We start from the raw sequence: 25,458 nt of genomic DNA, 5'->3' as shown, positions 1-25,458 counted from the left end.
TGCGGCCTTCGCTGCTGGGTTGCTTGGATTCTGTTTAATTGATGCGCAGGGGATTGCGCAGAGGGGATGCTAACATGACGGGAAAGCACGTCGCCGTTTTGATGGGCGGTTTCTCTTCGGAGCGCCCGGTCAGCTTGTCCTCCGGAACGGCTTGCGCTGTGACCCTTGAAGAGTGCGGCTATCGCGTGACGCGTATTGATGTGGATCGCAATGTTGCCAGCGTTCTTGCCGAACTGAAGCCTGACGTTGCGTTCAATGCGCTGCATGGCCCTTTCGGTGAAGATGGCGCTATTCAGGGCGTTCTCGAATATCTCCAGATTCCCTACACGCATTCGGGCGTGCTCGCATCGGCGCTCGCCATGGACAAGGACCGCGCCAAGAAGGTTGCGGCTGCTGCCGGTGTTGCTGTTGCTTCCTCGCTTCTGCTCAACCGTTTTGAGATCGGCACTGAGCATCCGATGGAGCCGCCTTACGTGGTCAAGCCTGTTCGCGAAGGTTCGAGCTTTGGCGTCGTGATCGTCAAGGAGGATCAGACGCATCCGCCGCAAATCATCAGTTCGGCTGAGTGGAACTACGGTGCCGAGGTTCTGGTCGAAAAATACATTCCCGGCCGGGAATTGACCTGTGCCGTGATGGGTGATCGCGTCATGGACGTGTGTGAGATCATTCCGGTCGGTCATCAGTTCTACGATTATGATTCAAAATATGTTGCAGGCGCGTCATCTCACGTGTGTCCGGCAAAAATTTTACCAAATATTTACCAAAAAATACAAACAATGGCCCTTACGGCGCATCGGGCAATCGGGTGTCGGGGCGTAAGCCGGTCAGACTTCCGTTTCGACGATCGTTTCTCTGATGATGGCGAAGTTATCTGGCTGGAAATCAATACCCAGCCGGGGATGACTCCTACCTCGCTCGTGCCTGATATCGCCAAAGCGGCTGGTATCTCTTTCGGTGAATTGTTGAGTTGGATGGTGGAGGACGCGTCTTGTTTGCGTTGAACGGAAAATCGGACGGATATGGGCGCTCGGGCTCGATGCGGGATGCATCGGGGGCGACGGGTGCTGCTTTTGTCCTGCCGCGTTTCCTGCGCAAGCCGTTTCGCTTTGCTGCTCGCCTTTTCCAAGGCAATGTAAATATTCCGCGCCATGCAGGCACTGTCGGCATGCTGGGTTTCCTTGGTGCTACCGGCCTTTATGGCATGGCGGTTGGCGGTCACACGCCGGAGGTGGTCAAGGCGACTGCTTCCACACTCGGTTTCGCAATTGAGGATATAAAGGTCGTCGGCAACAACGAGACGTCCGATATCGATATTCTGGGTCAGCTCGATCTCGATGGCGAAACATCTCTCGTCGGTCTGAGCGCTGAAGAAGCGCGCCAATCCATCGACAAGCTGCCATGGGTTGAAAGCGCAGAAGTTCGCAAGGTTTATCCTGGTACGGTTCTTGTCTCGTTGCATGAACGCAAGGCGTTCGCCATCTGGCAAAACGACAAGGATCTGGCGCTGATCGATGCCGCCGGCGATACCATCGTTCCGTTCCGTCCGGGCCGTTACAATTCGTTGCCGCTCGTCGTGGGCGATGGCGCGGAAAAGAAGGTCAAGGGCTTCGTTGATGAAATCGCTGCCTATCCGGGTCTGGCCGGAAAGGTTCGCGCCTACATCCGTGTCGGCGATCGTCGCTGGGACCTGCTTCTGGATAATGGCGTGCGCATCATGCTGCCGGAAACCGATCCGCTGAAGGCGCTCGCGCAGGTCGAGAAGCTCGATCAGGACCAGCATCTTCTGTCGCGCGATATCGCTGCGGTCGATCTTCGTCTCGATGATCGCGTGACGGTCCAATTGACTGCAAGTGGTATGGAGCAGCGCCAGAAGTTTCTGGCAGAGCGTAAAAAAGAACTATCCCGCACGGGGAAGCGCGTATGAGTATTCTGGGCGGCAAGGGATCATCACAAGGCGGAGCTGCAGGGCGCAAGGTGCGCCTGTTAACGGTTCTGGATGTCGGATCGAGCAAGGTTTCCTGCGTCATCGCACGGTTGCGTCCTCATGAAGGCGGCGCACTGCTGCCGGGCCGCACGCACCGTATGGAAGTGCTGGGCATCGGCCATCAGCGTTCGCGGGGCGTCAAGTCGGGCGTCATCATTGATCTGGATGCGGCAGAGCAGTCGATCCGCCTTGCGGTCGATGCAGCTGAGCGCATGGCTGGTCTGACCGTCGATAGCCTGATCGTCAATATTTCAGCCGGTCGCCTCAAGAGCGAAACCTTCACGGCCAGCGTCAATCTGGGCGGCCATGAAGTCGAGCAGACCGATATTCGTCGTGTTCTGGCTGCCGGTGCCAAGCAGGCGCTTGCAGCCGAGCGTCACCTCGTTCATTCGCTGCCGGTTGGCTACACACTCGATGGCGAACGCGGTATTCGCGATCCGCTCGGCATGCTGGGCGACAGCCTTGGCGTCGATATGCATGTGCTGACTGCCGATGCAGCGCCACTGCGCAATCTGGAGCTTTGCATCAATCGCTGCCATTTGTCGGTGGAAGCCATCGTTGCAACGCCTTATGCCAGCGGTCTTGCCGCTCTGGTCGGCGACGAAGCTGAAATGGGTGCTGCCTGCATTGATATGGGCGGCGGCACGACGACGATTTCCGTCTTCTCCGAAGGCAAGTTTATTCACGCCGATGCAGTGGCCATTGGCGGCAATCACGTGACGATGGATGTGGCTCGCGGCTTTTCCACCCGGATGGAAGATGCCGAACGTCTGAAGGTCATGTATGGCTCCGCTCTGCCGAGCGCTGCCGATGACCGCGATCTCATTTCCGTTCCGCCCATCGGCGACGATGAGCGTGATGTACCCAATCAATATCCGCGCTCGGTCCTGACGCGGATTATCCGTGCAAGAGTGGAAGAGACGCTGGAACTGGTGCGCGACAGGCTTAACCAGTCAGGTCTTGGACATATTGTCGGCAAGCGTGTGGTTCTGACGGGCGGCGCAAGCCAGCTGCCAGGAATGCCAGAGGCAGCCAGGCGAATCCTTGCAAGAAATGTACGAATCGGGCGTCCTCTAGGAATAGCGGGATTGCCTGAGGCGGCTAAGGGGGCAGCTTTTGCCGCGACCGTTGGACTTCTGATTTACCCGCAGGTGGCCGGGATAGAAGAGCGGTCGGTGAAAGCGGCTTCCTCCGGTCTCATGACCGGTACGGGTGGGCGCATTCAACGTGTCAGCCAATGGCTGAAAGAGAGTTTCTGAGTAGTAAGTATTGTGTAAGCTGTTGAAATAGCGTGTTGAATTATTGGGGCGTGACCATCTGGGTAACAACCAATCCACACCGCGGCGGCGAAGCGGTGGTAAGGCTTAAGAGGAACAAGGACCTATGACTATCAATCTGCAAAAGCCGGATATCACCGAGCTGAAGCCCCGCATCACCGTATTCGGTGTCGGCGGCGGCGGCGGCAATGCGGTCAACAACATGATCAATGCCGGTCTGCGCGGCGTGGATTTTGTCGTGGCCAACACCGACGCTCAGGCTTTGACGATGTCGAAGTCCGAACGCATGATCCAGCTCGGCGCTGCCGTTACAGAGGGTCTTGGTGCTGGTTCCCAGCCAGAAGTTGGCCGTGCGGCTGCTGAAGAGTGTATCGACGAAATCGTCGATCACCTGAATGGCACGCATATGTGCTTCGTGACCGCCGGTATGGGCGGCGGCACCGGCACCGGCGCTGCTCCGGTCGTGGCGCGCGCTGCCCGTGAACGGGGTATCCTCACCGTTGGCGTCGTGACCAAGCCTTTCCATTTCGAAGGCGCCCGCCGCATGAAGACTGCCGATCTCGGCATCGAAGAACTGCAGAAGAACGTCGATACGCTTATCGTCATTCCGAACCAGAACCTCTTCCGCATCGCCAACGACAAGACCACCTTCGCCGATGCTTTCGCAATGGCTGACCAGGTGCTTTATTCGGGCGTTGCCTGCATCACCGACCTGATGGTCAAGGAAGGCCTCATCAATCTCGACTTCGCCGACGTTCGTTCGGTGATGCGCGAAATGGGCAAGGCTATGATGGGTACGGGCGAAGCTTCCGGCGAAGGCCGTGCAATGGCTGCTGCCGAAGCTGCAATCGCTAACCCGCTGCTTGACGAAACCTCGATGCGCGGCGCGAAGGGCCTCCTGATCTCGATCACCGGTGGTCGCGACATGACCCTGTTCGAAGTCGACGAAGCTGCTACGCGTATTCGCGAAGAAGTCGATCCGGATGCGAATATCATCCTTGGCGCAACCTTCGACGAAGGCCTCGAAGGCGTCATCCGCGTTTCTGTCGTCGCTACCGGTATCGATAAGCAGTTAGGAGACGCGGCGCCTGCGCCGCTGGAATTTCGCCAGCCGGTAAAGCAGACCGCACAGGCGAAGCCAATGGCTCCGCATGGCGCACTTCGTCCTCCAGTTGTTGAACAGCCGCGTCAGGTCGATCCGATTGCCCAGGCGATCCAGTCTGCCGAAGCTGAAATTCCAGCCGCACCAGCAGCTCCTGCAGCTTCTGCTGAGCCGGAATTCCGTCCGCAGAGCCGCATTTTCCAGGCTCCGGCACCGGAGTCCTTCGAACGCGCTCCGGTTGCCCGTGCACCGATGCCGCAGGCACCGGCAGGTCATCAGGCAACACAGCCACAGGCCTACCAGCAGCCGCAGATGCATGAACAGCCGGTTCGTGAACCGCGTCCTGCTCCGCGCATGCCTGCCGTTTCGGATTTTCCGCCGGTTGCACAGGCTGAAATTAATGCCCGTCGTGCTCCGCAGCAGCCTGCACAGGAAGAGCCGCGCGGCCCGATGAGCCTCCTGAAGCGCCTGACTCATGGTCTGTCGCGTCGTGAGGAAGATCAGCCTGCAGCTCGTCTGGAACCGGCTCAGCACCGTGAACCTGGCATGCGTCCGGCTGAACGCCGCGCTCCGCAGCAGGACTCGTCCATCTACGCACCGCGTCGCGGCCAGCTTGATGATCAGGGTCGTCCGCAGCCGCGTGCCGCTTCGGAAGAAGATCAGCTCGAAATCCCGGCCTTCCTGCGCCGTCAGTCGAACTGAGCCATTTCGGTGAGTGAATAGGAAAGCCGCGGGTAACCCCCGCGGCTTTTTCGTTTCAGTAAACAAAATCAAAACATTCGTAAGAAAGCGTGATTTTGTTCAAGTCACGCAAATTATTATTTTAATTGTAACGGAGTATGGTCCGGGCAGCACGAGTTGGTGAACCCTCTGTATTTCCTGTCGCAATTTTAGCTATATCTATCCATATAGACGCAAAGAATTGCGAAATGGGCTGTGTTGAAATTCCGTTTAAACGGCCTGTATTCATTTTATTCAGCAGATTGGAACTCTCTTGAGCGCTTATCAAAAGACAATTGGTCGTGCGGTTACGCTTTCGGGCGTCGGCGTTCATGGCGGAGCTCCAGCTTCGGCGACGTTTTTCCCGGCCGATGCCGATACGGGAATCGTATTCCAGCGTTCAGATCTGAAGGGCAAGGCGCCGGAAGTGCGCGCCCATGTCTCACAGATTGGCGCAACTGACCTCTGCACGTCGCTTGGGCCGAAAGAGTCTAAGATCGACACGGTTGAGCACTTGATGGCGGCGGTCGCCGCGCTGGGCATTGATAACCTTGTCGTTGAAATCGACGGTCCCGAAGTTCCCATTCTCGATGGTACTTCTGCGCGTTTTATCGAAGCTTTCGATGAGGCGGGTGTTGTCACACAGGAAGCAAAGCGACGCTTTATTCGCATTCTGAAAACGGTTCGCGTCGAAGCTGGCGGTTCCTGGGGTGAATTCCGCCCCTTCGCCGGTACGCGGTTTGAAGTCGAGATCGACTTCGAATGCCCGCTGATCGGTCGGCAGAAATTTGCAGACGACGTGGAGGAAGCGACTTTCCGCAAGGAGCTTTCCACCGCGCGGACTTTCGGTTTCATGAAGGATGTGGAACGTCTCTGGGCTTCCGGCCATGCGCTTGGCTCGTCGCTCGACAATTCGCTTGTCATTGGTGACGACAATTCTGTCATCAATCCGGGCGGGCTGCGTTTCAAGGACGAATTCGTTCGTCACAAGACGCTCGATGCCGTCGGCGATCTGGCACTTGCCGGTCTGCCGTTCATCGGCTGTTTCCGGTCCTACCGCAGTGGTCACAGGCTGAATGCGGAAACGGTGAAGGCGCTGCTGTCGGACAAGACGGCGTTCGATATTGTCGAGGCTTCCGGTGTTCGCCAGAACTCGAGAGCGTCGGATTTCGTTGCTGTGAAGCCGAATATAGCGGCTCCATGGGCGCTCTAAATTTAGCCAAGAAATAGTATGTATCGGCGCATGGCCTTAATTGAGCCGTGTTCGCCGGTTCACCTCACAATTGAGTCGGTGCGCCGTTCTACGGTGGATTGATCGGGGAGCAACTACCCATACGGGTAGCCAATACCGGGGACAATTCACACTGGTTACGCGTTTCGATACGCCGTCCGGCGGATTCAGACCACTAGACGATTGCCGATTTCGCCTGCATGTGGTTTATGGACGGCCAAAACAGCGTCAGCTATGTTCGTACATTCGCTGAAGCTGAATGATTTGTATGGATGGAGCTGCCGTGCAGTGCTAGAAGCACGCAACTCCAAACAGGAATGACGCTGTCAGAAGGCCGGAGACCGCATGACGAGTTTCAAATTCAAGGGTGTGACGAAAACCGCGCTGCTGACTGGCGCTATCGCCGTTCTTATCCCGCTCGCCGGTTGTGCCAGCAAGGACGACGACATCGATCTCACCAAGTATGTCGAGACGATTGATCCTGCCGACAAAACCTACAATGAAGGTCTCGCCAATCTGGACGCAGGTCGCCTTGATGAAGCTGCGAAGAAGTTCGCCGCCGTCGATCGCCAGCATCCCTACACAGAATGGGCACGCAAGTCGCTCGTGATGGCTGCCTTCACCAACTACCGCAAGGGCAATTACGAAGAAGCGATCTCGATGGCGAAGCGTTACAACACGCTTTACCCGACTTCGCCTGAATCGGCCTATGCCTATTACATCATCGGTCTTTCCTACTTCCGCCAGATTCCGGACGTGACCCGCGATCAGGCTGCAAGCCGTCGCGCAATCGCTGCGATGCAGGAAGTGGTCGATCGTTTCCCGGATTCCGAATATACGGATGATGCCAAGGCCAAGATCCGCTTCGCCCGCGACCAGCTCGCTGGCAAGGAAATGCAGGTTGGTCGCTATTATCTGGAACGCAAGGAATACCTTGCCTCTATCAAGCGCTTCCGCGGCGTTGTGGAGGAATATTCCAATACCCGTCAGGTGGAAGAAGCACTGGCTCGTCTCGTCGAAGCCTACTATGCGCTTGGCTTGACGTCGGAAGCCCAGATGGCCGCTTCGGTTCTCGGCAAGAACTATCCGGACAGCCCGTGGTACAAGGACAGCTACAAGCTTCTGCAGAGCGGTGGTCTTGAGCCACGCGAAAACGGTAATTCGTGGCTGGCCAAGGCTTCGTCGCTCATCACCGGCGGCGGCTCATAAGCTGATTCTCACATGCTGTCGCACCTGTCGATCCGCGATATTGTTCTGATTGAAAGGCTCGACATCGAGTTCAAGACAGGCTTGTCCGTACTTACCGGTGAAACCGGGGCGGGCAAGTCTATTTTGCTTGATTCGCTTTCACTGGCACTTGGCGCACGTGGCGACGCCTCGTTGGTGCGTCATGGTGCCGATCAAGGGCAGGTGACTGCAGTGTTCGATGTGCCGGGCGCGCATCCGGCCCGGATATTTCTGCGCGATAACGGTTTTGACGATGATGGCGACATCATTCTGCGTCGCCTGCAGATGGGTGATGGTCGCACGCGCGTCTTCATCAACGATCAGGCGGCGAGCGTCGCGCTTCTTCGTGATCTCGGACGCAGGCTGGTGGAAATCCATGGCCAGCATGACGACCGCGCGCTGATCGATACCGATCTTCACCGTACATTGCTGGATGCTTTTGGCGGTCTCGAGCCAGAGGCCGCAGTGGTTCGCGAGCGTCACAAGGCTTGGCGCGATGCGGAAACAGCACTTGCCAAGCATCGTGCCCGCGTCGAGCAGGCCGAGCGTGAAGGCGATTACCTGCGGTCTTCAGTTGAAGAACTGACCAAGCTCGATCCGCAGCCCGGCGAGGAAGAAGAGCTCGCCGAGCGCCGCGCGATCATGATGAAATCCGAAAAGATCGCGGGTGATGTGAACGAAGCCGGTGAGTTACTGTCGGGGCAGGGATCACCTGTGCCGTCTCTGGCAAGCCTTGTGCGTCGTCTGGAGCGCAAGATCCCGGAAGCGCCGCATCTGCTGGAGCCGGTTTGCAAGGCAATTGACGAGGCGCTCAACAGTCTGGCTCTCGCGCAGGACGGTATAGATCATGCCATGCGCGAAATCGATTTCGATCCGCGCGTGCTGGAACAGGTTGAGGAGCGGCTTTTTGCTTTGCGCGCCGCCGCACGCAAATATTCTGTCGCAGTAGAGGGATTGCCTGCGCTGCGTGACAAGATGGATGCTGATCTTGCCGATCTGGATGCCGGAGCAGAAAAGCTGATCCAGCTTGAAAGTCAGGCGGCCGAAATGCGGGTGGCCTATGACACGGCGGCGGCCAAGCTTTCCAGTTTGCGTAAGGAAACAGCAGAGCATCTAAAGGCTGCAGTAATGACCGAATTGCCGGCGCTGAAGCTTGAGCGCGCCGAATTCATTGTCGAGATGACGACCGACGCGCAAGCACGGGCGGCTGAAGGCATCGATACGGTTGAGTACTGGGTACGCACCAATCCGGGCACACGGGCCGGGCCGATGATGAAGGTCGCCTCGGGTGGTGAGCTTTCACGTTTCCTGTTGGCGCTGAAAGTGGCGCTTGCGGATCGCGGTTCTGCTCCGACACTCGTATTCGATGAAATTGATACCGGCGTGGGCGGTGCGGTGGCAGATGCCATCGGGCAGCGCCTTGCACGGCTTTCCGGGCGCGTGCAGGTGCTTTCGGTCACACATGCGCCGCAGGTGGCGGCGCGTGCTTCCACGCATTTCCTGATTGCCAAGTCTGCGACCAATGAAGACCGTATGTCTACCTCGATCCGTTCCATCGGGGTGGATGAGCGGCAGGAAGAGATTGCCCGCATGCTGGCCGGTGCCAGCATTACCGACGAAGCGCGCGCAGCAGCAGAACGCCTGCTGGCCGAGAATTGAGCGTTTCCAGCAAAAGTGCGAAGCGGTTTTGCGTCGGATAATGCGTACAAACAAAGAGATAGTGCGCTCGTCTCCTGACATGACGCTGTCAGGGGATATGCATGTTCGTAATGTCGGGCCGGTGTAGGCGCGATGCCATTTCTTGGTTATGTTGAGCAAAATTGAATCAGCAGGTTTTGCTCCGCTTATGACCGATACTCCCGTCGAAAAACTGACTGAACCTGAAGCCGCTTCAGAACTGGAACGGCTGGCGCGTGAAATTGCGCATCATGATGAGCTCTATCATGCCAATGACCGGCCAGAGATTTCGGATGCCGAGTATGATGCGCTGAAGCGGCGTAACGATGCGATTGAAGCGCGCTTCCCGCATCTGGTGCGGACAGACAGCCCGTCCTTGCGTGTTGGTACAGCACCTGTTTCCAAATTTGCGCAGGTTGTTCATGCACGCCCGATGCTTTCGCTCGGCAATGCGTTTTCAGACGATGACGTCCGCGATTTCGTGGGCAGTGTCTATCGCTTTCTGGGGCATCTGCCGGATAATTCCATCGCATTTACCGCTGAACCGAAGATCGACGGGCTTTCCATGTCGATCCGCTATGAGAATGGAATTCTGGTTAGCGGTGCGACGCGCGGTGACGGCACGACCGGCGAGAATGTGACGGCGAATATCCGCACCATTGCCGAAATTCCGAACAGGCTTCCGGCTGGAGCGCCTTCCGTCGTGGAAGTGCGCGGCGAGGTCTATATGGCCAAAAGTGACTTCCTCGCGCTCAACGAGCAGATGGCTGCGGAAGGCAAGCAGACTTATGTGAACCCGCGCAACACGGCAGCAGGTTCCCTGCGCCAGCTCGATGCCAAGGTGACGGCGAGCCGCAAGCTGAAATTCTTTGCCTATGCCTGGGGCGAAATGTCGGACATGCCTGCCGATACGCAGATGGGCATGGTCGAGATTTTCCGCGAATGGGGTTTCCCGGTCAATCCGCTGACGAAGCGGCTTCACGGTGCAGACGAATTGCTCGCGCATTACCGCGCCATCGGTCTTGAGCGCGCTCAGCTCGACTACGACATTGACGGTGTCGTCTATAAGGTTGATCGGCTCGATCTGCAGACGCGGCTCGGTTTCCGCTCGCGCAGCCCACGATGGGCCATTGCGCACAAGTTTCCGGCAGAACAGGCTACGACGATCTTGCGCGGCATCGACATTCAGGTCGGGCGCACCGGCGCGCTGACGCCAGTGGCGCGGCTGGAGCCAATCACCGTCGGTGGCGTGGTCGTGACCAATGCGACGCTGCACAACGAGGACTATATCAAGGGTATCGGACTCAAGGGTGAGCGTATTCGTGCTGATGAGCATGATATTCGCGTCGGCGATACGGTCATCGTGCAGCGCGCAGGCGATGTGATCCCACAGATTGTCGATGTTGTACTGGAAAAGCGCCCGGCCGATGCCTCGCCGTTCCATTTCCCGCATGAATGCCCGGTCTGTCACAGTCATGCCGTGCGCGAAGAGGGCGAGGCGGTCTATCGCTGCACTGGCGGCCTGACCTGTGCTGCGCAGGCGGTCGAGCGCATTCGTCATTTCGTGTCGCGCAATGCGTTCGATATTGAAGGCCTTGGCGAAAAGCAGGTCGAGTTTTTCTTCCATGCCGAAGATGACAGCCTGAAGATCAAATCGCCTGCCGATATCTTCACGCTGCAACAGCGACAGGCTGAATCGCCTCTCAAGAAACTGGAGAACATTGAAGGTTTCGGCGCGACTTCCGTGAAGAAGCTTTATGATGCGATCAATGATCGGCGCGAGATTGCCCTGCATCGCTTTCTGTTCGGCCTTGGTATCCGTCATGTTGGTGAGGTGAATGCCAAGCGCTTTGCGCGCGCCTATCTGTCTTATGCTGCCTTTGAAGAAGCTGCTCTGGAAGCAGTTCCGCCAAAAGAGGGTGACCGCACCGACAAGGGCAATGAAGCCTGGCAGGAACTGATTGCCGTTGAGGGCATCGGTTCCATCGTTGCTGAAGCTGTCGTGGATTTTTATGCGGAGCCGCATAATCGCGAAGTATTGGACAACTTGTTCAAAGCAGGAGTGACTCCTGTAGACGAAGTTGCACTCGTATCGACCGGTTCGCCGGTCGAAGGCAAGACGGTGGTATTTACCGGCAGTCTGGAACGTATGTCGCGCGATGAGGCGAAAGCCATGGCCGAACGCTATGGAGCAAAGACAGCCGGATCGGTTTCGAAAAAGACCGATCTTGTGGTGGCCGGACCGGGCGCTGGTTCCAAACTCGCCAAGGCATCCGAGTTGGGCATCGAAGTCATCGATGAAGACGCCTGGTTTACACTGGTCGGAGAAGAATAATGGCCCCGTTCAGCGGTTTTGGTGAAAAAGCGATCCCGTTTCTGAAAGCTCTGGATTTTCACCAGAATCGCGAATGGTTCGTAGAGAACAAGGATCTTTTCGAGCAGCAGCTGAAGGAACCTCTTGGAGATCTTGTCGAGGAATTAACGGGTCGTTTTGAAAAAGCCGGTCTGCCGTTCAAGGGCGATCGGGTGAAATCGCAGTTCCGCATCAAACGCGATACGCGATTTTTCAAGGACAAGGCCCCCTATAACCGTCACCTGTCTGCGTTGCTGTCACAATCGGGTACCAAATGGGACGAGAGTGGTTGCTTCTATGTCTGCATCGGCCTGCCGGGTGTCCGCGACTGCTACGCCTGTGTGGCTTGGTGGGGGCCAAAGAAGGAACTGCTTCTGGCTATACGCACGGCCATTGCCGAGAAGCCGGAAGAATTCCGCGCCATGGTCGCGAAACTCAAGAAAAATGGTTTGAAAATCAGCGATTACGACCGGCTGAAACGCACGCCACGTGGTTTCGAGGCCGTGACCGATGATGATTTGCTGGAAGCAATTCGCAATCGGCATTTCTCGGTGCGGATAGAAATCGACCCTGAAACGATTACCCGTGCCGATCTGGCGGATCGTCTTGTCGACTTCACCGAACGGGCTCGTCCGCTCGTAGACTGGATGCACAAAATCGAAAAGACCGTTCCACAACAATCATAATCGTTCATGAATGCATCAGCCGGATTTATGAGTGATGCGCAAATGCGGCATTCCTGTTTAATAGTATGATTTTTTGGGAAATCATATTCCAACAGGCCCCAGAATTTCCTAACTACTCTTCATTCGGAGGAGTGAATATTCGTGGATCAGACTTTTCGGCCCGTAAGGGCTTCAGCGCGCGCCGATATTATTGACGGTGTCCGGCGCGGACTTCCGCTTGTCGTTGCCGGCGCGCCCTTTGGCCTGCTGTTCGGTGCGCTTGCTGTCGATAACGGATTGTCGCTCGCCGAAGCGGTGTTCATGAGTTCCATCATCTATGCCGGTGCCAGCCAGATGGTCGGGCTCGATCTTTTCGGCCAGAACATTGCGCCGTGGATGATTGTCATGTCGATCTTCGCCGTCAATTTCCGGCACGTGCTTTATTCGGCGAGCACGGGTCGGCGTATCCGTCACTTCAAGCCATGGCAGAAGGCACTGGCCTTTTTCGTACTGGTAGACATCCAGTATGCGGAAGTTGAACAACGAGCGGAAGCCGGTAAGCCGGTCACCTTCGTCTGGTATATGGCCATTGGCCTCACATTCTATCTGACCTGGGTTCTCGAAGCGCTGATTGGCGGGCTGTTCGGCAATCTGATCACGAATCCCTATGCCTTTGGCATCGACTTTCTGCTGCCGATCTATTTTCTCGGCATGGTGATGAGTTTCCGTCATCGACAAAACTGGCTGCCGGTCGTTGTCGTCAGTGCGATTTCAGCCGTGGCGGCCTACAAGTTCGTGGGATCTCCGTGGCATGTCTCGCTGGGCGCACTTGGCGGCATTGTTCTTGCGGCGATTATTGCCAAGCCACGCGAAGGGGAGGCGTAAATGTCCACCACGATCTGGATCATTCTTGCGGGCGCGCTCTGCACTTATCTCACCCGTATTGGCGGGCATCTGGTCCTGTCACGCTTCAGCCGTGTGCATTACCGGGTGGAAGCGGCGCTCAACGCCGTGCCTGCAGCCGTTCTGACGGCCATCGTGGCTGCGCCTGCTTCGGATCATGGCTGGCGGGAACTGCTCGTACTCGCGGTTTGCATCGTGCTTTCGTTGCGGCTCAGCATGATGACCATGTTCTTTGCTGGCGTAGCGCTTTTGATCGCGCTACGCCATTTCACGGTGTGAATGCATTATCAAAGCGGTGCGGTTGCCGCTTCAAGCCATTTGCGTTCAGCGTCCTTGAGGTGGCCTGAAAGCTTCTCGCGCACGCTGGCATGGTAGCTGTTCAGCCAGTCGATTTCCTCGTGCGTGAAAAGCGACTTGTCGATCAGACGACGGTCGATAGGGCAGAACGTCAGTGTTTCGAAGCCCATCATCGCAATGTCGCCGCCTTCCGGCACTTCCGGTTCGGTAACGATGATAAGGTTTTCGATGCGGATGCCGAATGAACCGGGTTTGTAATAGCCCGGCTCGTTGGAAAGGATCATGCCTGGCAGCAGTTCCTGCGCGCCCTTTTTCGAAATGCTCTGCGGGCCTTCGTGCACCGACAGGTAGGAGCCGACGCCGTGGCCGGTTCCGTGCGCATAGTCGAAACCATGCTTCCATAGTGCGATGCGCGCCAGAACGTCGATATCCTGCCCACGTGTGCCTTTCGGGAAGCGAGCCGTGGTGATCGCAATCACACCTTTCAACACGAGCGTGAATGCCTTGATCGTCTCCGGTGTTACCTTGCCGATGGGGACGGTGCGGGTGATGTCGGTGGTGCCGTCGCGATATTGTGCGCCGGAATCGACCAGATATAGCTCGCCATCTTCAAGCGTTCTGTTGGTGTCGGTATTGACGCGATAATGGATGATTGCGCCGTTCGGCCCCGCACCGGAGATCGTGTCGAAGGATATGTCTTCCAGCGGCATTTGGAAGTCGCGCCCGGCATCGGCACGCGATTCTTCCAGCTTCTGCGCTGCGCTGATTTCATCGATTGTGCCGGGCTTCTGGCCGTCGACCCATGAGAGGAAATTGACCATAGCCACACCGTCGCGCTCATGGGCGGCGCGTGAGCCATCAAGTTCAGCCTTGTTCTTGATTGCGCGTGGAATACGGGCAGGGTCTTTGCCTTCGATCACACTGCCGCCTGCGCTGGTGACAACGAGGCGGAGCTGCTCAGCCGCAAGGGTCGGGTCGAGAAGAATAGCTTCTGCCTTGGCCGCGAGAGCATTGAGGTGTCCTTCCAGATCGTTCGGTGCCGAGAGCTTGGCGAGTTGGGTCAGATAGGCGCGCGGTTCAATGGCAAGCTTGCGTTCATCGATGAAAAGCTCTGGTTCGCCCTTTGCAGGGATAATGGCAAAGCTCAGCGGCAGTGGTGTGTTGGACACGTCTTTGCCGCGGATATTGAACACCCATGCAACTGATGACGGATCGGTCAGGACAGTTGCGCTGGCGCCGCTTGCGGCGACTGCCGCCTGCATTTCCTTGATCTTGTCTTCCGCTTCATGGCCGGAGAAGCGGGCAGGCTGGATCGTCACCTCTGCCGTTGGCACTTCAGGCTGATCGTTCCATACGGCGTCAACAAGATTGATTTCGACGGGAACGAGCTGACCGCCCTGATTTTCAAGCGCTTCGCGCAAGGCGCGGGCTTCGGAAATTGTATGGAGCCAGGGATCGAAGCCTATATTCAGGCCTTTGCCGTTTTCTGCCAGCCAGGAAGCCGGTGGATTTGTGACAAGGCTTTCATAGGAGAAGACCTTCGGGTCGGTCTGGGCGCGGACCTGCAGTTCATAACGTCCATCGACGAAGATATAGGCGCTGTTCTCGAGGATGAGCGCGGCACCAGCCGATCCGGTGAAGCCGGTCAGCCAGGCAAGGCGCTGCGCATGGGGCGGAACATATTCACCCTGATGCTCGTCTGCGCGAGGAACCAGAAATCCGTCAAGGCCAAGTTCGGCCATTTTCGCGCGCAGCTTCGCAACGCGTGGGCCGCCATTGGCCGGATTTGTGGTGACGTCGAAACTCTGAAAAGCCATAGGTTTAACTCGCTCAAAACAGGAATACGCCGTGGTTCAAACGGCCTGTTATTTCAGATGAATTGCTACCCAGCCTTCGCGATGCAGCGTCTTTTGGTGGGTGAGTCCCTGTGCCTGATAGGCAGCGAGCACTGCATCGTGTTGACTGTCAAGTATTCCGGAAAGAACGATGGAACCGCCGGATGCCAGATGCTCCTTGAGGGAAGGTGCCAGCTCGATAAGCGGATTGGCAAGAATGTTGGCGACGATCAGGTCGAATGGCGAATAGGAACGGAAGATCGGGTGGCCGAAGCCTTCTGCCGTTGCCGTAACGATATGTTCTGCCACACCGTTCTTGGCGGCATTTTCTGCGGCGACGGTGACGGCGACAGGATCAATATCGGTAGCCAGTACAGGAATGGGAGCGAGCTTGGCTATGGCGATGGCAAGAACAGCGCTGCCGGTGCCAAGGTCGAGCGCATTGGTCGGGTGTTCGCTGTTGACAGTTTCCTCGATCAGTTCAAGGCATCCTGCCGTCGTTCCGTGATGGCCGGTGCCGAAGGCAAGACCAGCATCGATTTCAATGGGGATGTCGCCTGCTTCGATCTTGTCGCGGTCGTGCGAGCCATGGACAAAGAAACGCCCGGCTCTGACAGGCTTCAGACCTTCCAGCGAATGCGTGACCCAGTCGATGTCGGGCAGTTCTTCAACGGAGAAAATGTCTGCACCGACCAACGCATCGATCCGCTTGGCGACATCTTCGGCATCGCCCTCGACATAGACCGACACCTCGAAAATCTGCCGGTCTTCATCGATTTCGGTGATAGCGATGGGGAAGCCGTCTTCCTCGAAAGCCTGTTCGAGAATGTTGTAGACGCGCTCGGCTTCCGCCTTATCCGCCGAAAAGAAAAGTCGTGACTGGGCCATGAAGTAATAAAGCTCTCTATCTTTGAGAGTCTGTTCCAAAAGCCGCCCTGTATGGCTGCAAGTTGCAATTTTTCTGCGTTCCGGTGCTCATGTAGCTTTCTCTAGTGCATGGTCCCGAAAAGTCTGCAACTTTTCGGGACCATGCTCAGAAGTACATTGCGCTCCGGTACTCGAGAATCACCATTTTCGCACATACATGCCGCTTTTTGATTCAGGCTCTGACGCATTTCCGATGGAAATGCTTCGTAGATTCTATTTAGCTCTTTGCAGCGCCTTTGGCCAGATTCTTCAACTTTTCCAGAGTCGTATCCGGGTTTTCCTGATAGGCGATTGTGCTGCGGAAGCGGCCGCCTTTGTCGAGCAGAAATACCGATGCTGTATGATCCATCGTATATTCGCCGTCTTCGCCCGGAACCTTCTTGGCATAGACGTGGTAGGATTTGACCATATCAGCAATATTCTGTGGTGTACCGGTGATGCCAATGATGCGGTCGGAAACGTTGCCGACATAGGTCTTCATGACTTCCTGCGTGTCGCGTTCCGGATCAACGGTGATGAAATAAGCCTTGATGTCACTGGCTTCCGGCCCAAGCTGCTTCAGCCAGCCATCAAGCTCATAGAGCGTGGTGGGACAGACGTCCGGGCAATGGGTGAAGCCGAAAAAGATTGCTGCTGGCGCAGCGCGCAGGTCGTTCTCGGTGAAAGGCGTGCCATCCATGGTCACAAGGTTAAGCGGACCGCCGAAGGGTTCTTTAGCCGCTTCCTTGTCTCGAAAAAGATTGAGACCCGCAGCGCCGACGATAACGACGATGAAGGCGATGATGAAGATGGGCAGGAATTTTTTCATGTCCAGTCAGCCTTGAATTTCCGAACGCGCCTTGATGCGCTGATCAACAATCTATCTTTTCTTTATGCGTTGCAGAACGGTCGATATAGCCGCATCCTGCATTATGAAGAGCATGGCGGTAATGTACGGCCATTTGCTCAATTTTCAATAATTTCTGAAACTTTTGACTATTTGTCGCGCGGTGGAAATGGCTCTTCGCACAGTTTGGCTCCTGTCTCATTCGCGTGACTAAAGTTGAACAGCTTCTTCGTTCTTTCTTTTTGCAAGGTTGATCGAACTGATATATTTCGGTCATAAAATTGCAATTTCTTGTGAGAGCAATATTGGAAGTCGATTACGTAATCGCTTGGGTTGACGGGCAGGATCCCGCGCATATGGCTGCCAGAAAAAGGTTCGCGCCAAATTCTGATCGCACGCATTTCGAAGCCGTTACAAACGAACGTTATCTCGATAATGGCGAGATTTATTATAACATCGCTTCCGTCATCAAATTCGCCCCGTTCATCAAGCGCATTTTCATCATCACCGATCATCAGAAGCCCCGTTTCCTCGATGCATTCAAGCATGAGGGCAAATGTGATGCTTCTTTTATCCAGATCGTATCACATGATGATATTTTTGATGGTTTGCCGGCTGCTCGCCCTTCGTTCAACGCCCGCGCTATTGAAGGTGCGATGTGGCGGATACCTGGGCTGTCGGAGCATTTTATTTATTCCAACGACGATTTCTTCGTGAATGCTCCGCTGACAGTATCCGATCTCTATGAGAACGAGCGCCCTGTTCTTCATGGCGATTGGGTGCGACCTGAAAACACCCGCTGGAAGTACAAGCTGCGCCATTTGCTTGGCAAGATATCGCGGTATGAATATACGTTTCCGAAATTCCGCATGGCGCAATGGAAAGGCGCTGTCACTGCTGGCATGAAGGATCGATTCATGTCGATTCATCATCACCCACATCCGTTGCGGCGCAGCACGCTGGCGGCTTTTTTCACCGAACGTCCCGATGTTCTGAATCGGCAGGTCGGTTTTCGATATCGCGATATCGAACAGTTCAATACGGTCGCTCTCGCCAATCATCTGGAGATTTTGCGGCACAAAGCCTCCGTTCGCCCGGTGAGAGAACTGGCTTATCTGGATTTCGTCCAGGAGAAGCGCTGGGTGGAAGAACTGCAAGCAATCGAAACAGGATCAGCACCCTTCGGCTGTGTGCAGGGGTTTGAGCGTTTCGATCCCGCGTTCCGTGCCAAAATTCACCAGACCCTTATTGCGAAGTTTGACGATGTTCTGCCGAATGTTATCAAGGATTATCTTTCCGGCGAGGAAGATAGTGCGCAGGAAGCGGCTTAGGCGGTTCGTTCCAGAACCGACTGTGCTGCGGGGAAGTTTGAGGTGAATTTGCAATGACATCGTCGGATGATCTGCGTTTCCAGAACAGCGAACCCCGCATTCATTCCACGGCTCAACTGAAATCCGTCAAGCTGGGGCGATATGCCGATATTGGCGAACGCGTGATTCTTCGTGAAGTCACGGTCGGCGACTTCACCTATTTCGAGCGAAACGGTGAGGGGATTTATGCCGAGATCGGCAAGTTTTGTTCCATTGCCGCGAATGTTCGCATCAACGCTCTCGAACACCCGATGGAGCGGCTGACGACTCATAAAGTCAGCTATCGGCCGAATGAATATTTTCGCTATCTAGGCGTTGATGGAGAGTTCCGGGCAAGGCGTCAGGCGCAGCGCGTGGCGATCGGCAACGATGTATGGATTGGTCATGGTGCGGTCATCACGCCAGGTGTTCAGATCGGACATGGGGCAGTGATTGGCGCGAATGCGGTCGTAACAAAGGACGTGCCACCCTATCATGTGGTCGGCGGTGTTCCAGCTCGTTTCATCCGCAAACGCTTCGATAATGTTGTCATAGACCGACTGCTCGAACTCGAATGGTGGAACTGGTCGGTGGAAAAGCTCTATGAAGCGGTTCCAGACATCCAGACGCTCGAAATCGAAACGTTTCTGGAAAAGTGGAGCGGCTGAATTCCGGCTCTTGCAAAGCCGCAATTGTTTACCCACCTTGGCATCACAACAGTTCTGGAGGCTGGAAGATATGGTCGGACTGAAGCGTTTTGCCGGGTTGTTGCTTGCTCCCATGTTGGTCGTTGCGGCTTCGGCCGCTCCGGCTGAAGAAGTTGGCAAGGTTGGCGTCGACTGGCTTGGAAACGATATCGTCATCGATGCGGTACAGGACCCGAAAGTGCAGGGCGTAACCTGTCATCTGGCGTCGTTTTCGCGCGGCATGATCGACCGGTTGCAAAAAGGCAACTGGTTCGAGGACCCGTCCAATGCTTCCATCTCATGCGAGCAGACAGGGCCGATCACTATCGCAGATATCGATCTCGGCAAGGGCGGGGAACGGGTGTTCTCCGAGCGTACAAGCTTGATCTGGAAGAAGCTTGTCATCACGCGCATATACGACAAGACAAACAATACTCTGCTTTATCTCGCCCATGCGACACAGGTTCAGGACGGTTCAGCGAAAACGTCGCTTTCAACCGTGCCGCTTTACAAGGGTGATGTAACATGGGCGAAGGGCAAGCCGGAATAGTCCGGCTGCCCTGATCCTTCATCTGTGATGGAAACTAGATCGGCTGGACGAAACTATCGAGAACGCGCTTCTGTCCGGCCTTGTCGAAATCGATGGTCAGCTTGTTGCCATCGATAAGCGAGATCGTTCCGTTGCCGAACTTGATATGGAACACGCGGTCGCCCGCCTTGAAGGCCGATGGCTTGTCGGCCACTGACTTGGCCACCAGTTCACCGTCAATCGTGCGTCCCTTGATGGAGCCACGACCAGCTCCAAAACCGGAATCGGTCTCGCCATAGCCGATGCGTTCCACTTTGCTGCCCGAACGAGAACCCCAGTTGTTACGGGTGGCATCGGAGCGATTCTGCTGCGCGCGCTGCCAGCCGGGTGTCGAATAAGAATTCTGGAATGGATCAGCCTTGTCGAAGCGGGACTGTCCATAGCCACCGCCGTAACCGCCGTAATTGCCTTCCAGTTCGGCCACTTCCACATGCGCTTCCGGTAGTTCTTCCAGAAACCGGGAAGGAATGGTCGATTGCCACATGCCGTGGATGCGTCGGTTGGAAACGAACCATATATGCAGGTTTTTCTTGGCGCGGGTCACGCCGACATAGGCGAGGCGGCGCTCTTCCTCAAGGCCGGAACGCCCGCCTTCATCAAGCGCGCGCTGGTGCGGAAACAAGCCTTCTTCCCAGCCGGGAAGGAAGACGGTTTCAAATTCCAGACCTTTGGCCGAATGCAGCGTCATGATGTTGACGGCATCCAGATCCTCATTCTGCTCGGCGTCCATCACGAGTGCGACATGCTCAAGGAAACCGCGCAAGCTTTCATACTCCTCCATGGAACGGATCAGTTCCTTGAGGTTTTCAAGCCGGCCCGGTGCTTCTGCCGATTTGTCGTTCTGCCACATGGCCGTATAGCCGGATTCATCAAGGATGGTTTCGGCCAGTTCGGTATGCGGCGTGTTGTCGATCAGGGACTGCCAGCGCAGGAAATTCTCGACCACTTCGCGCAGTGCGGAACGTGGCTTCGGCTTCAATTCCTCGGTTTCAATGAGATCGCAGGCCGCAGAAAACATCGAAATATCGCGTGCACGTGCATAGTCATGGATCTGGCGGATCGCGGCTTCACCCAGACCACGCTTCGGCGTGTTGATGATGCGCTCCAGCGCCAGATCGTCGGCCGGTTGTGCAACGACACGCAGATAGGCCATCGCATCACGGATTTCGAGCCGCTCATAAAAGCGTGGGCCGCCGATGACGCGGTAGTTGAGACCGAGTGTGACAAAACGGTCTTCGAATTCACGCATCTGGAAAGAAGCGCGGACGAGGATCGCCATGTTGTTGAGGAGATGCCCCTGACGCTGGGCCTGCTCAATGGCTTCGCCGACAGCGCGGGCTTCCTCTTCCGAGTCCCAGGCCGCATGAACTTTGACCCGTGGATCGTCCGGATTGGGTGCTTCGGTAAACAGCGTTTTACCAAGGCGACCCTCGTTATGTGCGATCAGGTGGGCGGCTGCACCGAGGATATGCGCTGTGGAGCGGTAATTGCGCTCAAGCTTGATGACGACTGCGCCCGGAAAATCCTTTTCGAAGCGAAGAATATTGTCCACTTCTGCTCCGCGCCAGCCGTAAATCGACTGATCGTCGTCGCCGACGCAACACAGATTAACTTTATCTCCGCTCACGCCGAATTCGCTGCGCTCATCGGTCCTGCGGGAGGCTTCGAATGCCTTGGCGGGCTGTACCGGCGAGCCTCCGGCCTGCGTTGGCGCTGTCGTTCGTGATTTTGGTCGTTGCGCCAGCAGACGCAGCCACAAATATTGCGCCGTATTCGTATCCTGATATTCGTCCACCAGAATGTAGCGGAACTTCGCGTGATATTCGCGCAGGATATCCGGATGATTGCGGAAGATACGGATCGGATGCAGCAGAAGATCGCCGAAATCGCAGGCGTTCAATGTGCGCAGGCGCTCCTGATAGGCCTGATAAAGCTCGCGTCCGCGACCATTGCCGAACGAGCGCGCATCGCCTTCAGGAATATCGGATGGCCCGAATCCCTTGTTCTTCCAGCCATCGATCATGTTGGCGAAGGTGCGGGCAGGCCAGCGCTTGTCATCGAGGCCTTCAGCCTGAATGAGCTGCTTGATGAGGCGGATCACGTCATCAGTGTCGAGGATGGTGAAATCCGATGTCAGATTTGCAAGTTCCGCATGGCGGCGCAAAAGCTTAACACCGATCGAGTGGAACGTGCCGAGCCACGGCATGCCTTCGACTGCGCCGCCGACCAGATGACCGATACGCTCCTTCATTTCGCGCGCGGCCTTGTTCGTGAAAGTCACGGCGAGAATCTGGCTTGGATAGGCAAGGCCGGTGGTCAGAATATGTGCGATACGCGTTGTCAGAACGCGCGTTTTTCCCGTGCCCGCACCGGCAAGCACCAGAACAGGACCTTCCGTCGTCAGGACTGCCTGACGTTGCTCGGGGTTCAGCCCTTTCAGGTAATCAGGCTCGCCACGTTGCTGGTTGCGTGCTGCCATGGCACGTGCGGCAATGCCACCGGGAGCAGGCGTGCGGCCTGCCGGAGCGTCGTCATCGCCGAAAAACGGCATATCGTCGGGAAAGTCAGACATTTGACCCGAATGTAATGATTCGCGGCTGAAAGACCAGCGAAAGGGTTAAAATATTCGACTACTCTAATTGAGTAACGCGACGATCCGTAAAGTTCAGGCGATGCGAGGCCAGTGCTTCAACCAGTCCACGCAGTTCCGGTTCACGCTGCAGAAGATCATCGAGCTCCGTCATCTGGTTCATCGCGATCAGCCGCAGAATGTCGTCCCGGATGGTCCCGTCAGCGCGCCGGGGCAGATGGGCAACTGGCTGGATCAGTTCAACCTTCTGGCCTTTCAAGCGCGCGCGCAGGCTTTTTTCGTCGGCGTTGAGAGTCTCCACGAAAGCGTAGATGCCGACGCCCTTGGCTGGCAGTGAATAGAGCGCGAGCGCTACATCGGTCACGCGTGGATCGGATTTGAGGGCAGCCTGAATTGCAGGGCCTTCATTGTCGATCCGGTCACCAGTGCCTTCACCGTCCGACCAGCTGAAAATGCCGCGAGTGATGAAGTTGTAGACTTTCTTGCCTGTCGCCAGCCAGATGCGCGACGGCAGAGAACGGCGCGCCAGAATGCGCTTTTCCGTCGGTGTCATCAGGTCTTTTGCGAAAGCACGCTTCTGCTTGATGAGATGGCGGAAGTCTTCATAGGCCATCAGGCGATAGAGCGCGCCACGACGACGATGAACGCTTGCAAGCTGGAAATCGATGACCGCTGCTTCACCTTCGGGTGTCATCAGCCAGTTTTGCGGTTTGGCGAGGTCGTTGTGGGTGACACCAAGACGACGCATATCGCGCAGGATGCGGTGTGCGGTGCGATACCATTTCGGATCGGAAGGCCGCGCAAGATGCAGCGGTGTGCCTTCCGTCCAGGATCGATACAGCCCGTCCTTGTCGACGGCGAGGAGCTGTGGGACACCTTCAATACCGCGTACCGTCTTGAGGCCGCGGATTTCGCGCCGGGCCAATATCCATGCCAGCGGCTTCGACCACCAGGGAGCAGCGCTTACGACGCGCCGAATGATGCGGGTCTCGGGGTTGCCTATGAAATAACCGGCATGCGTTTCCGAGAACACGTCGCGCTTGAATACGGCGGTTTCGACAAATTCCGGTATTTGATCGCCTTTCAGGGGCACATCTATATTGGGGTTCTGAACCATAGGGCTCCACTAGTGGATTGCATCCGATCAATCAAGTTTGATGGCGGACAACCCTTATTGCAATCACGTGATCGAAGGCGCACAAGGAACGCACAGATTTCGTGCAGCTCATCGGGGAAATGCAGAGAATGGCACAGGGCGACGACAGCAAGCAGGCGATTGCGCAGATCATCCGGCAGGAACAGGCGCTTATTTTTCCGTCATTTGACGAGAATGAAGCATTCGCGCTTGGTCATCGCATTCGCGATATCGCCGTGAAGGAAAAGCTCGGCATTGCCACCGAAATTTCCCTGTGGGACCGGCAATTGTTTTATGCGACGACCGCCGGAAGCACAGTGGACAATCAGGAATGGTTGCGCCGTAAGTTCAATGTCGTGCGCCGCTTTCATGCTTCGACCTATCGTCTTGTTCTGGAACAGAATCGCGACGATCGCATGTTTGCTCTCCATAAAGCATTGAATGTCGAAGATTACGCGCTGGCGGGCGGCGGATTTCCGATCCGCGTTGCAGGGGCAGGCGTGATCGGCGCCGTAATCGTATCGGGGCTGCCGCAGCGCGAGGACCATAATCTGGTGATCCGCGCCGTTGCCGAGCATCTTGGACAAGACCCGGTCGCATTGGCGTTGCCTGCTGTTTGACTATGAATTTCGGAGAATGAACGATGTCGCTTGAAAATGTTGTCGCGCTTGCACGCAATGAGGACGGTATTGCCGCAGCAGTGGGTATTCTCAAGCAGCGTTTCGGTGAGCGTGCGCAGACCGGTCAGGCTATCCGCGAACAACACGGTCACACGACGACCTATGTGCCGACGCAGGCGCCGGACATCGTCATCTTTGCGGAGACTGCGCAGGAGGTGCAGGATGTAGTCCGCATTTGTGCTGAACATCGCGTTCCGGTTATCGCCTTCGGTGCCGGTTCGTCGCTCGAAGGGCAGGTGAACGCGCCCGCTGGTGGTGTCTCTCTTGACCTTACGCGCATGAACAGGGTGATTGCCGTACATGCGGAAGATCTGGATTGCGTGGTGGAACCGGGTATTACGCGCCGGGAATTGAATGAATATCTGCGCGATACCGGACTGTTCTTTCCAATTGATCCGGGTGCCAATGCCACGCTGGGCGGTATGGCTTCCACCCGTGCGTCCGGTACGAATGCGGTGCGTTATGGGACTATGCGCGAGAATGTGCTGGCGCTGAAAGCCGTGATGCCCGATGGGCGGTTGATCGAGACTTCCAAGCGCGTGAAGAAGACGGCTGCGGGTTACGATCTCACGAGGCTGCTTGTCGGAGCCGAGGGAACACTTGGCATCATCACCGAACTGACATTGAAACTACAGGGGATACCGCAGGCGATCTCCGGCGGTATCTGTCCTTTCCCGGATGTGGATTCGGCTTGCCGCACGGTGATTGAAACCATCCAGATGGGTATCCCCGTTGCACGTATCGAGCTTGTAAACACGCTTCAGATGCAGGCGCTGATCCTCCATTCCAAACTGCCTTATGAGGCACAGCCCTATCTGTTTGTCGAGTTCCACGGCACGGAAAGCGGCGTTGCCGAACAGGCGGAATTGTTTGGAGAAATTGCTGCAGGCAATGGTGGGGGCAATTTCCAGTGGACCCACGATGCCGAGGAACGCGACCGGCTATGGCGGGCGCGTCACGACGCCTATCTTGCATCTTTTTTGCTGAGGCCCGGTTGCAAGGGTGTTTCCACCGATGTCTGCGTACCGATTTCGCGTCTGGCCGATTGCATCGGCGAGACGGAAAAAGACCTTGCCGAAACAGGCCTGATAGCACCAATTGTCGGGCATGTGGGGGATGGTAATTTCCATCTTCTCCTGCTTCTGGACACGGATGATGTGAGCGAAATGGAGCGTGCCGAAGCATTCATGGACCGATTGGCAAAACGTGCCATTGCCATGGAAGGAACCTGCACCGGCGAACATGGCATCGGGCAGGGCAAGATGAAGTATCTGGCCATGGAGCTGGGTGAAGCCACGGACTACATGCGGGCCATCAAGAAAGCGCTCGATCCAGACAACATCATGAATCCGGGCAAAATACTGATTTCCTGATTCAAATCAGCCGTTTGGACGGGTTTGCCAAG

Annotated in this window: 21 protein-coding genes; 16 read left to right on the top strand and 5 right to left on the bottom strand. The window is 56.3% G+C overall.

What is annotated here, in order from left to right:
• Positions 1-74: 74 nt before the first annotated feature.
• From ABDF71_RS10465 to ABDF71_RS10415, 11 genes are all read left to right on the top strand, one after another.
• Positions 75-1,001, top strand: coding sequence for a D-alanine--D-alanine ligase (locus ABDF71_RS10465; RefSeq protein WP_151663983.1), 927 nt, complete (start codon positions 75-77; stop codon positions 999-1,001).
• Complete coding sequence (locus tag ABDF71_RS10460; RefSeq protein WP_010659733.1) at positions 989-1,924, top strand: cell division protein FtsQ/DivIB; 936 nt, start codon at positions 989-991, stop codon at positions 1,922-1,924. The genes ABDF71_RS10465 and ABDF71_RS10460 overlap by 13 nt, the downstream gene beginning before the upstream one ends.
• A complete protein-coding gene (ftsA, locus tag ABDF71_RS10455) occupies positions 1,921-3,243 on the top strand; it encodes a cell division protein FtsA (RefSeq protein WP_012091753.1) in 1,323 nt (440 codons plus the stop codon). The genes ABDF71_RS10460 and ftsA overlap by 4 nt, the downstream gene beginning before the upstream one ends.
• Before the next feature lie 124 nt (positions 3,244-3,367).
• On the top strand, positions 3,368-5,065 hold the full coding sequence (gene ftsZ, locus ABDF71_RS10450) for a cell division protein FtsZ (RefSeq protein ID WP_151663982.1): 1,698 nt from the start codon (positions 3,368-3,370) through the stop codon (positions 5,063-5,065).
• A 292-nt stretch (positions 5,066-5,357) separates the two neighbouring features.
• Entirely contained in the window at positions 5,358-6,296 is a 939-nt protein-coding gene (gene lpxC / locus ABDF71_RS10445; protein WP_151663981.1) for a UDP-3-O-acyl-N-acetylglucosamine deacetylase, read from the top strand.
• Between the two features lie 363 nt (positions 6,297-6,659).
• The gene (locus tag ABDF71_RS10440; protein WP_010659737.1) at positions 6,660-7,523 is read left to right on the top strand and encodes an outer membrane protein assembly factor BamD; all 864 of its coding nucleotides are present in this window, start codon (positions 6,660-6,662) and stop codon (positions 7,521-7,523) included.
• 12 nt (positions 7,524-7,535) lie between these two features.
• Positions 7,536-9,200 carry a DNA repair protein RecN gene (gene recN, locus ABDF71_RS10435; RefSeq protein WP_151663980.1) on the top strand — a complete coding sequence of 555 codons (1,665 nt, stop codon included), beginning with the start codon at positions 7,536-7,538 and terminating at the stop codon, positions 9,198-9,200.
• A gap of 187 nt (positions 9,201-9,387) precedes the next feature.
• Positions 9,388-11,553 carry an NAD-dependent DNA ligase LigA gene (ligA, locus tag ABDF71_RS10430; protein WP_151615745.1) on the top strand — a complete coding sequence of 722 codons (2,166 nt, stop codon included), beginning with the start codon at positions 9,388-9,390 and terminating at the stop codon, positions 11,551-11,553.
• Complete coding sequence (locus ABDF71_RS10425; protein WP_500061552.1) at positions 11,553-12,257, top strand: DUF2461 domain-containing protein; 705 nt, start codon at positions 11,553-11,555, stop codon at positions 12,255-12,257. Before ligA ends, ABDF71_RS10425 begins: the two co-directional genes overlap by 1 nt.
• Before the next feature lie 141 nt (positions 12,258-12,398).
• Positions 12,399-13,121, top strand: a complete 723-nt coding sequence (locus ABDF71_RS10420) for an AzlC family ABC transporter permease (protein ID WP_151615744.1) — start codon at positions 12,399-12,401, stop codon at positions 13,119-13,121.
• The gene (locus tag ABDF71_RS10415; protein ID WP_010659742.1) at positions 13,122-13,418 is read left to right on the top strand and encodes an AzlD family protein; all 297 of its coding nucleotides are present in this window, start codon (positions 13,122-13,124) and stop codon (positions 13,416-13,418) included.
• Between the two features lie 8 nt (positions 13,419-13,426).
• Here the strand turns inward: ABDF71_RS10415 and ABDF71_RS10410 are convergent, their stop codons facing one another.
• The 3 genes from ABDF71_RS10410 to ABDF71_RS10400 all read right to left on the bottom strand — a co-directional run bounded on the left by ABDF71_RS10410 (position 13,427) and on the right by ABDF71_RS10400 (position 17,006).
• Positions 13,427-15,253, bottom strand: coding sequence for an aminopeptidase P family protein (locus tag ABDF71_RS10410; protein ID WP_151615743.1), 1,827 nt, complete (start codon positions 15,251-15,253; stop codon positions 13,427-13,429).
• A gap of 48 nt (positions 15,254-15,301) precedes the next feature.
• The gene (locus ABDF71_RS10405; protein WP_151615742.1) at positions 15,302-16,159 is read right to left on the bottom strand and encodes a 50S ribosomal protein L11 methyltransferase; all 858 of its coding nucleotides are present in this window, start codon (positions 16,157-16,159) and stop codon (positions 15,302-15,304) included.
• 256 nt (positions 16,160-16,415) lie between these two features.
• Positions 16,416-17,006 carry an SCO family protein gene (locus ABDF71_RS10400; RefSeq protein ID WP_151615741.1) on the bottom strand — a complete coding sequence of 197 codons (591 nt, stop codon included), beginning with the start codon at positions 17,004-17,006 and terminating at the stop codon, positions 16,416-16,418.
• Positions 17,007-17,380: 374 nt separating this feature from the next.
• Between ABDF71_RS10400 and ABDF71_RS10395 the strand changes: the two genes are divergently transcribed.
• The 3 genes from ABDF71_RS10395 to ABDF71_RS10385 all read left to right on the top strand — a co-directional run bounded on the left by ABDF71_RS10395 (position 17,381) and on the right by ABDF71_RS10385 (position 19,609).
• The gene (locus ABDF71_RS10395) at positions 17,381-18,355 is read left to right on the top strand and encodes a stealth family protein (RefSeq protein ID WP_192799926.1); all 975 of its coding nucleotides are present in this window, start codon (positions 17,381-17,383) and stop codon (positions 18,353-18,355) included.
• A gap of 53 nt (positions 18,356-18,408) precedes the next feature.
• A complete protein-coding gene (locus ABDF71_RS10390; RefSeq protein WP_151663978.1) occupies positions 18,409-19,041 on the top strand; it encodes a DapH/DapD/GlmU-related protein in 633 nt (210 codons plus the stop codon).
• 70 nt (positions 19,042-19,111) lie between these two features.
• Positions 19,112-19,609 (top strand): CreA family protein, encoded by a 498-nt coding sequence (locus ABDF71_RS10385; RefSeq protein WP_010659748.1) that lies wholly within the window; start codon positions 19,112-19,114, stop codon positions 19,607-19,609.
• A gap of 34 nt (positions 19,610-19,643) precedes the next feature.
• On the opposite strand, the gene ABDF71_RS10380 is transcribed toward ABDF71_RS10385, so the two are convergent.
• Both ABDF71_RS10380 and ABDF71_RS10375 read right to left on the bottom strand, forming a co-directional pair.
• On the bottom strand, positions 19,644-22,220 hold the full coding sequence (locus ABDF71_RS10380; RefSeq protein ID WP_151663977.1) for an ATP-dependent helicase: 2,577 nt from the start codon (positions 22,218-22,220) through the stop codon (positions 19,644-19,646).
• A gap of 58 nt (positions 22,221-22,278) precedes the next feature.
• The gene (locus tag ABDF71_RS10375; protein WP_151615738.1) at positions 22,279-23,355 is read right to left on the bottom strand and encodes a serine/threonine protein kinase; all 1,077 of its coding nucleotides are present in this window, start codon (positions 23,353-23,355) and stop codon (positions 22,279-22,281) included.
• A gap of 128 nt (positions 23,356-23,483) precedes the next feature.
• On the opposite strand from ABDF71_RS10375, the gene ABDF71_RS10370 reads away from it, so the two are divergent.
• On the top strand, positions 23,484-23,993 hold the full coding sequence (locus tag ABDF71_RS10370) for a heme-degrading domain-containing protein (RefSeq protein WP_012091768.1): 510 nt from the start codon (positions 23,484-23,486) through the stop codon (positions 23,991-23,993).
• A gap of 23 nt (positions 23,994-24,016) precedes the next feature.
• Positions 24,017-25,426, top strand: a complete 1,410-nt coding sequence (locus ABDF71_RS10365; RefSeq protein WP_151615737.1) for an FAD-binding oxidoreductase — start codon at positions 24,017-24,019, stop codon at positions 25,424-25,426.
• The last annotated feature ends 32 nt before the right edge of the window (positions 25,427-25,458 follow it).

Origin of the sequence: Ochrobactrum sp. WV_118_8 (assembly GCF_039631535.1) — a bacterium.
Lineage (GTDB): Bacteria > Pseudomonadota > Alphaproteobacteria > Rhizobiales > Rhizobiaceae > Brucella > Brucella anthropi.
This window is presented reverse-complemented; position numbering and strand designations above follow the sequence as displayed.